General features: G+C 60.5%; 9 protein-coding genes and 1 pseudogene. 3 read left to right on the forward strand and 7 right to left on the reverse strand.

Features of this window, described 5'->3' with window-relative positions; genetic code table 11:
- The first annotated feature begins 2 nt into the window (after positions 1 to 2).
- From rfbD to rfbC, 3 genes are read left to right on the forward strand one after another with little or no spacing between them, the layout of a single operon-like run.
- Positions 3 to 950 (forward strand): dTDP-4-dehydrorhamnose reductase, encoded by a 948-nt coding sequence (gene rfbD, locus C2I19_RS01100; protein WP_103900884.1) that lies wholly within the window; start codon positions 3 to 5, stop codon positions 948 to 950.
- The gene (gene rfbA / locus C2I19_RS01105) at positions 947 to 1831 is read left to right on the forward strand and encodes a glucose-1-phosphate thymidylyltransferase RfbA (protein WP_103900885.1); all 885 of its coding nucleotides are present in this window, start codon (positions 947 to 949) and stop codon (positions 1829 to 1831) included. Before rfbD ends, rfbA begins: the two co-directional genes overlap by 4 nt.
- A 9-nt stretch (positions 1832 to 1840) precedes the next feature.
- Positions 1841 to 2377, forward strand: a complete 537-nt coding sequence (gene rfbC / locus C2I19_RS01110; RefSeq protein ID WP_103900886.1) for a dTDP-4-dehydrorhamnose 3,5-epimerase — start codon at positions 1841 to 1843, stop codon at positions 2375 to 2377.
- A gap of 100 nt (positions 2378 to 2477) precedes the next feature.
- On the opposite strand, the gene groL is transcribed toward rfbC, so the two are convergent.
- The 7 genes and pseudogenes from groL to C2I19_RS01145 all read right to left on the reverse strand — a co-directional run bounded on the left by groL (position 2478) and on the right by C2I19_RS01145 (position 9251).
- Positions 2478 to 4118, reverse strand: a complete 1641-nt coding sequence (groL, locus tag C2I19_RS01115; protein WP_103900887.1) for a chaperonin GroEL — start codon at positions 4116 to 4118, stop codon at positions 2478 to 2480.
- A gap of 47 nt (positions 4119 to 4165) precedes the next feature.
- Complete coding sequence (gene groES / locus C2I19_RS01120; protein ID WP_103900888.1) at positions 4166 to 4453, reverse strand: co-chaperone GroES; 288 nt, start codon at positions 4451 to 4453, stop codon at positions 4166 to 4168.
- Positions 4454 to 4983: 530 nt separating this feature from the next.
- Positions 4984 to 6090 (reverse strand): MraY family glycosyltransferase, encoded by a 1107-nt coding sequence (locus C2I19_RS01125; RefSeq protein WP_103900889.1) that lies wholly within the window; start codon positions 6088 to 6090, stop codon positions 4984 to 4986.
- A 234-nt stretch (positions 6091 to 6324) separates the two neighbouring features.
- The gene (locus tag C2I19_RS01130; protein ID WP_103900890.1) at positions 6325 to 6819 is read right to left on the reverse strand and encodes a hypothetical protein; all 495 of its coding nucleotides are present in this window, start codon (positions 6817 to 6819) and stop codon (positions 6325 to 6327) included.
- Positions 6816 to 8350: pseudogene (gene tnpC / locus C2I19_RS01135) on the reverse strand (IS66 family transposase). The gene C2I19_RS01130 and the pseudogene tnpC overlap by 4 nt, the downstream one beginning before the upstream one ends.
- Before the next feature lie 57 nt (positions 8351 to 8407).
- Entirely contained in the window at positions 8408 to 8818 is a 411-nt protein-coding gene (tnpB, locus tag C2I19_RS22840; RefSeq protein ID WP_369406678.1) for an IS66 family insertion sequence element accessory protein TnpB, read from the reverse strand.
- Complete coding sequence (locus C2I19_RS01145) at positions 8742 to 9251, reverse strand: helix-turn-helix domain-containing protein (RefSeq protein ID WP_146056716.1); 510 nt, start codon at positions 9249 to 9251, stop codon at positions 8742 to 8744. Before C2I19_RS01145 ends, tnpB begins: the two co-directional genes overlap by 77 nt.
- Positions 9252 to 9432: the final 181 nt, after the last annotated feature.

A 9432-nucleotide genomic window follows, 5' to 3' on the forward strand; every position in this document is an offset into this window, starting at 1 on the left:
CCATGTCCCGCATACTCATTACCGGAATCAGCGGCCAAGTCGGCCATGAATTGCTGCGCAGCCTGGCTGGGCTGGGCGAGTTATTCCCCACCACGCGCGCGGAACTCGATCTATCCGGCGATCCCCAGGGCATCACGCAGGCGCTGGAGCGCATCCGTCCCGACATCATCGTCAATCCGGCGGCTTACACCGCGGTGGACCGCGCGGAGCAGGACGAGGCCGCCGCCTTCGCGGTCAACGCCGACGCCCCGGCCATCCTGGCGGACTGGGCTGCCGCGCACTCGGCGCTGCTGGTGCACTACTCGACCGACTACGTATTCAATGGAGAAGGCGAGCGCGCCTGGACGGAGCAAGACCCGACCGCACCGCAATCGGTGTACGGCCGCAGCAAACTGGCAGGCGAAGAAGCCATACGCGAGAGCGCCTGCCGCCACCTGATTCTGCGCACCAGCTGGGTTTTCGGCATCCATGGCGCCAATTTCCTGAAAACCATTCTACGTCTTGGCCAGGAGCGGAACACTCTCAGCGTGGTAAACGATCAGATAGGCGCCCCCGCCTCCGCCTCGCTCATCGCCGACGTCACCGCGCAATTGCTGCAACGCTATCTGGACGGCGGCGCCGCCGATTTCCCCTATGGTACCTACCATCTGGCGCCGCTTGGCGAAACCAGCTGGCATGGCTACGCCGTCTACCTGCTGCGACGCGCGGCGGCGCAGGGCTATGCTCTGAGCCTGGCCCCGGACGCCATCCTCGGCATTCCGAGCAGCGCCTACCCTCTGCCGGCCAAGCGCCCCGCCAATTCCAGGCTGTGCTGCGACAAGCTGCGGCAAGCCTTCGGCGTTGCCCTTCCCAGTTGGCAAGCTGAAGTGGACAAAGCGCTGTCGCAATTGCCGGCGGCAAACCAGGCCGGCGGCACGCCATCCGCCAGCCGCAAGGAGACAGGACAATGAAGCGCAAAGGCATCATTCTGGCCGGGGGATCCGGCACCCGGCTGTATCCGGCGACGATAGCCGTCAGCAAGCAATTGCTGCCCATCTATGACAAGCCGATGATCTATTACCCGCTCTGCACGCTGATGCTGGCGGGCATCCAGGACATTCTGATTATCTCCACCCCGCAGGACACCCCGCGCTTCCAGCAACTACTGGGGGACGGCAGCCAATGGGGCATCCAACTGCAATACGCGGTGCAACCCAGCCCGGATGGGCTCGCTCAGGCCTTTCTAATAGGCGAAAGCTTCCTGGACGGCAGCCCTTCAGCGCTGGTGCTGGGGGACAATATCTTCTACGGCCACGAGTTCTCCAATCTGCTGCAGGCCGCCAACGCGCGCGCCGACGGCGCCACGGTCTTCGCCTATCGCGTCAGCGACCCGGAACGCTACGGCGTAGTGGAGTTCGACGACCAGGGCACCGCCCTGTCGATAGAAGAAAAGCCCAGCTCGCCCAAATCCAACTACGCCGTCACCGGCCTCTATTTCTACGACTCGCAAGTCGTGGACATCGCCAAGGGCATCCGCCCTTCCGCCCGCGGCGAGCTGGAAATCACCGACGTCAACAATGCCTACCTTGCGCAACAGACGCTGACCGTGCAAACCATGGGCCGCGGATATGCCTGGCTGGATACCGGCACGCACGAGTCCCTGCTGGAAGCGGGACAATTCATCGCCACGATAGAAAACCGGCAAGGCCAGAAAGTCGCCTGCCCTGAGGAAATCGCCTTCCGTCAGGGCTGGATAAACGCCGAGCAAGTGGCCATCCTGGCGCGGCCCTTGGCCAAGACCGGCTATGGCCGCTACCTGCTGGCCATGATAGACAATTCCACACTCGCTTGAGAGCATGCAATGAAGCTCATTGATACCGATATCGCCGATGTCAAAATCCTGGAACCCCGGGTGTTCGGCGACGACCGCGGCTTTTTCTTTGAAAGTTACCATCGACAGCGCTTCGAAGAAGCGCTGGGCTACAGCGTAGACTTTGTGCAGGACAATCACAGCCGCTCCAGCAAAGGCGTGCTGCGCGGCCTGCATTATCAATTGGCGCCGCATGCCCAGGGCAAATTGGTGCGCGTGGTGGAGGGCGCCGTTTTCGACGTAGCGGTAGACATCCGTCCGGACTCCGCCACCTTCGGCCAGTGGGTGGGCATGGAACTATCCGCCGCCAACAAACGCCAGATGTGGATTCCCGCCGGCTTCGCCCACGGCTTCCTCACACTGAGCGAGCACGCCGAGTTCCTGTACAAGACCACAGACTACTGGCATCCCGAGTTTGAACGCTCCATCGCCTGGAATGACCCGGAGCTGGCCATAGTCTGGCCGACAGACAACCCCACGCTTTCCGCCAAGGACAGCCAGGCCGCCAGTTTCGCCTCCCTGAGATAGATTAAGCCAGCCGCGCAGCAAGCAAAAAGCCCTGGCAAACGCCAGGGCTTTTTTCGGGGGTCGGCGGGCATGCCAGCATGCCCGCCTTCGGCCGCATGAATTACATCATGCCACCCATGCCGCCCATGCCGCCCATATCCGGCATGCCTGCAGCCGGCTTGTCTTCCGGCAGCTCGGCGATCATGCAATCGGTGGTCAGCATCAGGCCGGCTACGGAAGCCGCGTGCTGCAGAGCGGAGCGGGTCACCTTGGCCGGATCCAGCACGCCCATTTCCAGCATATCGCCGTACTCGCCGCTGGCGGCGTTGTAACCGAAGTTGCCCTTGCCTTCCAACACCTTGTTCACCACGACCGACGGCTCGTCGCCGGCGTTCTTGACGATCTGGCGCAGCGGAGCCTCGATCGCGCGCAGCACGATCTTGATGCCGGCTTCCTGATCGGCGTTATCCGTCTTCAGGCTTTCCAGAGTGGAGCGGGCGCGCAGCAGGGCCACGCCGCCGCCAGCCACCACGCCTTCTTCAACCGCGGCGCGGGTAGCGTGCAGCGCGTCTTCCACGCGTGCTTTCTTCTCTTTCATTTCCACTTCGGTGGCAGCGCCAACCTTGATCACGGCAACGCCGCCAGCCAGTTTGGCCACGCGCTCTTGCAGCTTCTCGCGGTCGTAGTCGGAAGTGGCTTCTTCGATTTGCTTGCGGATTTCACCCACGCGCGCCTGGATCGCGGCAGCTTCGCCGGCGCCATCGATGATGGTGGTGTTTTCCTTGCCCACTTCCACGCGCTTGGCTTGGCCCAGCATCTCTAGGCCAGCCTTTTCCAGGGTCAGGCCCACTTCTTCGGCGATCACGGTGCCGCCGGTCAGCTTGGCAATGTCTTCCAGCATGGCTTTGCGACGGTCGCCGAAGCCCGGAGCCTTGACGGCCACGACCTTCAGGATGCCGCGGATGGTGTTCACCACCAGCGTGGCCAGCGCTTCGCCTTCCACGTCTTCGGCGACGATCAGCAGCGGGCGGCCGGACTTGGCCACTTGCTCCAAGACCGGCAGCAGGTCGCGGATGTTGGAGATTTTCTTGTCGAACAGCAGGATGAACGGATTGTCCAGAGCGGCGATCTGCTTGTCCTGATTGTTGATGAAGTACGGCGACAGGTAGCCGCGGTCGAACTGCATGCCTTCCACGACGTCCAGCTCGTTGTTCAGGCTCTTGCCGTCTTCAACGGTGATCACGCCTTCCTTGCCCACTTTTTCCATGGCGTTGGCGATGATTTCACCGATGTCGCTATCGGAGTTGGCGGAGATGGAGCCAACCTGGGCGATTTCCTTGGTGGTCGCGCACGGCTTGGCGATCTTGGCGATTTCGCCAACCAGGGACACCACAGCCTTGTCGATGCCGCGCTTCAGGTCCATCGGGTTCATGCCGGCAGCAACGTACTTCATGCCTTCCTGCACGATGGCCTGGGCCAGAACGGTAGCGGTGGTGGTGCCGTCGCCGGCCACGTCGGAAGTCTTGGAAGCCACTTCCTTGACCATCTGGGCGCCCATGTTCTCGAACTTGTCCTTCAGTTCGATTTCCTTAGCTACGGATACGCCGTCCTTGGTGATGGTCGGCGCGCCGAAGGAGCGATCCAGCACCACATTGCGGCCCTTCGGACCCAGGGTGACCTTGACTGCGTCGGCCAGGATGTTAACGCCAGCTACCATTTTGCTGCGAGCGGATTCACCAAACTTTACGTCTTTAGCTGCCATTCTCGAAATCTCCAGAATCTGTTTATGAAGTCAAAGTAAGGGTCGGATTACTCAACGATGCCCATTACGTCTTCCTCGCGCATCACGAGGACTTCGTCGCCATCCACCTTGACGGTCTGGCCGGAATACTTGCCGAAGATCACCTTGTCGCCGACCTTCAGCTCCAGCGGACGGCGCTCGCCGTTTTCCAGGGTCTTGCCGTTGCCAACCGCCAGGACTTCGCCCATGTCCGGTTTTTCAGCCGCGGCGCCCGGCAGAACGATGCCGGAAGCGGTCTTTTCTTCAGCCTCGAGGCGCTTGATAACAACACGGTCGTGCAGAGGACGAATTGCCATGGATCTCTCCTGTAACATTGGCTGTTGAGAGTTGAACATCAGGATGTGTTGGTTGACAGCCAAGGCATTAGCACTCGGCTGTTGCGAGTGCTAATGATAGGGACGAGTAGAAGGGTTTTCAAGAGCCCACCGTGCCAAATTTCCTCAGTTACCAGCGAGCCGAGGTCATGCTTGTTTAGATATTCATCGCGAAACTTGATGCCGGAGCATTCTATATGGCCGCCCGGTGTCGACCGGCCCGGCGGAACCAGAACGCGGCGTACGGCGTGTATGTGCGAAGGGCGCGGCTTGGCACCACATCCGCTAGGCATAGCCAGCTATTCAGCGCAGCCGACGCCGCTCCCAAGGAGAAGCGGGCTGCCCGAGTTCGGCCAGCTTGAGCCTGCGAGGATTCGTGTCTCAATGAATCCCCACCGTTGCATGGCAACCACTCTCCTGCGATGACAAACCAGCAGTCTGTTTCGGAGTAGTAGGGCTGACGGGGCAGCGGAGCCTCATCCGCACCAGCGAAAGAGCATCCGCCCCATGATTCAACTGCCCCGGCAAGCCCGCCGCAGCACCAGCCACCGAGGCGTACGGAAACGTATGATCATCCGATACAGATAAATATAGGAAACCGCAAACAGGCCGCAGAACGCCATCAGCACGCTGGTCTGCTGCCAAAACAGCATGGCGGGCACCACGGAAACAGAGGAGAGCGCCCACAAGTAAGGCGAGGTCAGGCTGTTGCGCATGGTCCGATGCTCTGCATCCTTGCTTCCCACCATCCAACGAACCAAGCGCATGTAAACCAATTGATGCAAGTGCAGTGCATCCGGATAACCAATCCTGCGCCCCTGCAAAAACTTGCGCCTGTAAATCGAAAACAAGGTCTCGAACACTGGGTAAATCACACACAGCAGCGGAAACCACGGCGAGACCTGTGGATGACGCGATACCAGGAGCACGGAGACTTCCGCAATCATAAATCCTACCAGATAGGCACCGCCATCACCGGCGAACATCAGACCACGCGGAAAGTTCCAAAACAAGAAGCCACCAATCGCGCCTACCATGGCAAAGCACACCCCCATCAAAGCGACATCCTGTACCTTGAAAGCCACGTATGCCATCGACAGAAAGATGAAGATCGATACTACGCCCGATAGTCCGTTGTAACCATCAATGATATTAACCGCGTGGGCCACTCCGCCCACGGCGACGACGGTCAGTATCAAGGACAGCAGCCAGAAGTGGGATAACAAGCCATCCAACAGAGGGATATCCAAGCGCTGCAAGCTGGCACTGAGAACGAAATAGCCGAAAACTGCAGCAACAAAAGTCGCAAGTAACCGCGGCAAAGGCCCTACCTTCTTGGTGACGTCTTCAAGTATTCCCGCCACGAAAGCAGGTAGCGCGACTAGCAGCAGCAGCAACATCGACGAATCTTGCTGCGTCCAGGCCAACAAACCGCAGCCAGCCGTCAAGCCCACGGCAATTGGCACTCCGCCGATACGCGGCACAGGTCTGGCATGAAACTTCTGCACACCTCCCAAGTCATGATCTGCCGAAAAACTCTCATGCAGATGAGAGAAATGAATCAAACACATACCAACAATTAAAGATAAAAATGTAGCCAGCAATAAAATTTGCAACATTTTAGATGCCTCTTCTATTCTTATGAACGTCATCCGAGCAGACAACACCCTTCAACAACACGGAGTCCGCATTGTAGGTCCCATAGCATTTTCAAGCCACAGTTTTAATGAGAAAACACTAACTAACTGAAGGACCTCCCCGGTCAGAGCAATCACACTTTTCGTTATAACGGAACCATGTCCAGCAACTCAGTAAGCGTCCGGCGCTACCACCGGCAGGGTATCTGACGGCGGTTACAGCTCGTCTGCGTCGAACACTCGATATAGATAGCTATAGGACACGCGCCATTTCTGGCCATCGCTGATCAAGGTCACGGTCTTATCGTTCAGCCGGGTGATTTGGCCCTGGCGCTGCCGCTGTGCCTGATCCAGGAAGCCCACCGTCTCTCCAACCGCGAGTTCATGCCGACTCAGCCCCGGGCGACCCGTCTCCCGGATCTTGACATCCGCCCCATCCAGGTTGATGGCCGTATACGGCATCGCCCAGTATTGCCCGCTTGCCTGCTGGCACACCACCACTTCCTTGCGCCGGAACTCGACTACGGTTGCAGGATGCTGTTGATTGGTGGCCGGATCGAAGTACGCAACCTGCTGCCCGACATGGAGGCGCTGGCGGACGGCAACGATCCACTTCGGATCGTCCAGTACGCGGTCCAGCATGGCACGCAGACGATACAGATCAAAGCCCGATGACTGCTGGAGCGCGGCCAGAATATCTTCATATTTCATGTGGCTTCCACCTCCCGTAGCGGCAGAAGCTCGTCGATGCGGCTATTCGGCCAGGCCGGTAGTTTTTCGAGGGTGTCTTTGAGCCAGGCTGCTGGATCAAGGCCGTTGAGTTTGGCTGTGCCGAGCAGGCTTTGAATCGCCGCCGCCCGCCGTCCGGCGCGTTCGCTACCCGCGAACAGCCAGTTCTTCGTGCCAACGGCGATTGGTCGAATCGCGTTCTCGACCGGATTGTTGTCGATCGCCAGGTGGCCGGTCTCCGCATAGCCTGCAAATGACGACCAGCGGCGCAGCACATAGTCGATGGCTTTCGCCAGCCCGCCGCCGTTGGCGACATTCGGCCACAGCCCGAGCAGCCAGTCGTGCATGGCCCGCAGCTCCGGCACGCTGCGCTCGGTTCGCAAGGCTTGCCGTTGCTCGATGCCCAGTCCTTTGCCTTCGGCCTCGATGGCATACAGCCGGCCGATGCGCTTGAGCGCCTCTTCCGCCACCGGGTGATTGCCGGCGGACTGCAACTCGAAGAAGTTACGCCGGGCATGCGCCCAACAGGCCTGCTCAAGCACACCTTGCTTGAACAGTTCCTTGTAGCCGCTATAGTCGTCGACGATCAAATGCCCACGCCACTCCGCCAGGAAGTCGCGTGCGTGCTTACCGCTCCGGCTGGTTTGATAGTCGAACACCACCATCGGCGGGTCACCCTCCAGATCGTTGCTGCGGTACGACCACAAATAGGCCCGTTTGGTCTTGCCTTTACCCGGATCGAGCTGCTGCACCGGGGTCTCGTCGGCATGCAGGCTACTCCGTTCGCGCAGCTTGTCAGCAAGCCGGTCCGACAGCGGCTGCAGCGCCACCCCGAGCCGGCCGATCCATTCGCTCAGCGTGCTGCGCGCCAGCGGGACTTGCTGCCGCTCGGCCATCTGCTCGATCCGGTACAACGGCAAATGATCCAGATACTTGCTGATCGCCACCCACGCCAGCAGGCCTGGCGCCGCCAGCCCGCCGTCGATGACCGCCGGTGCGACCGGCGCGGCGTGCACCGTCTCGCATGAGCGGCACGCATACTGCGGGCGAATGTGGCGGAGGACGAAGAAACGCGCCGGTTCGACATCCAATTGTTCGCGGATGTCCTCGCCAATCTTCACGAGCTCGCGCTGGCACTGGCCGCAGCGGCACGACTCCGGTTCGTGGCGCACGTCGATGCGTTCGAGATGGTCGGGTAATGGCTGACGGCCGGCGCGGGCACGTGCTTTACGTGCGGTAGCGTCGGCGTCCGGTGCGGTCGCGTCCAATTCCGCCTGTACCGCCGCCAGATCCTGGTCGGCATCGTCCTCGAACAGCGTCCGCTGCTCGGCGGTCAGCGCTTCGCTCTTGGTGCCGAAGCGCATGCGCTTGAGATGGGCCAGTTCGAGCACCAGTTTCTGGTTCTTGAGCTCGAGAGATTGCACCTGCTGCTGCAACTGCTGCACCATGTCCTGCACCCCGGCGATGAGCGACGGTCAGCATTCAGGCGGGCAAGTTCAGCAAATAAATCCATTGCGCAATGATATCACGGGCCAGGCTGCAAGCCTTTCCTGGCAAGGCTTTCGGAAGATCACACGGTCCAGTGCGCCGGTGGTTTAGCCGCCAGACGCAGCCAATCGACACCGGTTATCAGCCATTGCCATTCTTGCTGGCTGAGCCGATGTACGGTGTCACCGAGGACTGGCCAGCGAAAGCGCCCCGTGTGCAGCCGGCGCTGACAGAGCCAGACACCGTTGCCATCCCAAACCAGCAACTTCAGTCGGGTGCGGTCGCGATTGGTAAAGGCGTAGGCGGTTCCGTCGCACGGTGAGCGGCCGAGCAACTGCTGCACATGACAGGACAGCCGCTCGACCCCCAGCGCATGTCGAGCGGCTCGACGGCGAGAAACACCTATTCGGGGTGGATCATGGCGACAGATCTCGCAACCAGCGGGCGCAAGCTTCGGCCTGTGAGGCTGGCCAGGCGACGTTGAGCTGGAGATCGCCGCGCCGCAGCTCGAGACGAATCGGGTCCATCGGCGGTGGGGTCGGGTGTGGTGGTGGTGGAGTTGGGGCGGCATGCAGTGTCCGTCGTTTGGCTGCGATCCGTTCGTCGGGCGCAGCAAGGACAACGGCCAATTGGTCTGAATCGGAAACACAGACCGGCACCAAGGCGGAAGCCAGCTTGCTGTCGATGTTCGGAGAATCAGACTCAACGGGGGCTACGGCGGCCCAGTGATGAAGGCGTATCCAGCGGCGTACCAGATTGGGGTTGATCCGGTTGGCTAATGCGATGGCGGTGGTCGATACACCGAGTTGCAAGCAGGCCGCGACGACCTCGGCTTTGAAGGTGGCCGAATAACGACGGCGGGGGCGCCCCGTCTCGGGCAAGTGGAGGATAGTGTCCATGTGTCCACCAAGAAAATAAGTGGACACGATGCTCTCAAGAGTCTTGAGCTCGCTCAATGTGGGCGGGCCGGACGCTTACGCAACTCAGGGCCTCCGCACTCGAACGGCATGCATGACTCGCTGAGTAGTCAAAGCCTTGCATAAGCCGCTAGGAATCGCGTCTACTACCCGACTTTGCCCGCATGAATGTGAGCACGCCTGGAGTCAG

It is taken from the genome of Chromobacterium alticapitis (assembly GCF_002924365.1).
GTDB lineage: Bacteria > Pseudomonadota > Gammaproteobacteria > Burkholderiales > Chromobacteriaceae > Chromobacterium > Chromobacterium alticapitis.

Excerpts from the sequence above, each read along its gene's own strand:
- C2I19_RS01125 (WP_103900889.1), bottom strand. The coding sequence starts at position 6,090 with ATGTTGCAAATTTTATTGCTGGCTACATTTTTATCTTTAATTGTTGGT.
- C2I19_RS01130 (WP_103900890.1), bottom strand. The coding sequence starts at position 6,819 with ATGAAATATGAAGATATTCTGGCCGCGCTCCAGCAGTCATCGGGCTTT.
- groL (WP_103900887.1), bottom strand. The coding sequence starts at position 4,118 with ATGGCAGCTAAAGACGTAAAGTTTGGTGAATCCGCTCGCAGCAAAATG.
- rfbD (WP_103900884.1), top strand. The coding sequence starts at position 3 with ATGTCCCGCATACTCATTACCGGAATCAGCGGCCAAGTCGGCCATGAA.
- rfbC (WP_103900886.1), top strand. The coding sequence starts at position 1,841 with ATGAAGCTCATTGATACCGATATCGCCGATGTCAAAATCCTGGAACCC.
- rfbA (WP_103900885.1), top strand. The coding sequence starts at position 947 with ATGAAGCGCAAAGGCATCATTCTGGCCGGGGGATCCGGCACCCGGCTG.
- groES (WP_103900888.1), bottom strand. The coding sequence starts at position 4,453 with ATGGCAATTCGTCCTCTGCACGACCGTGTTGTTATCAAGCGCCTCGAG.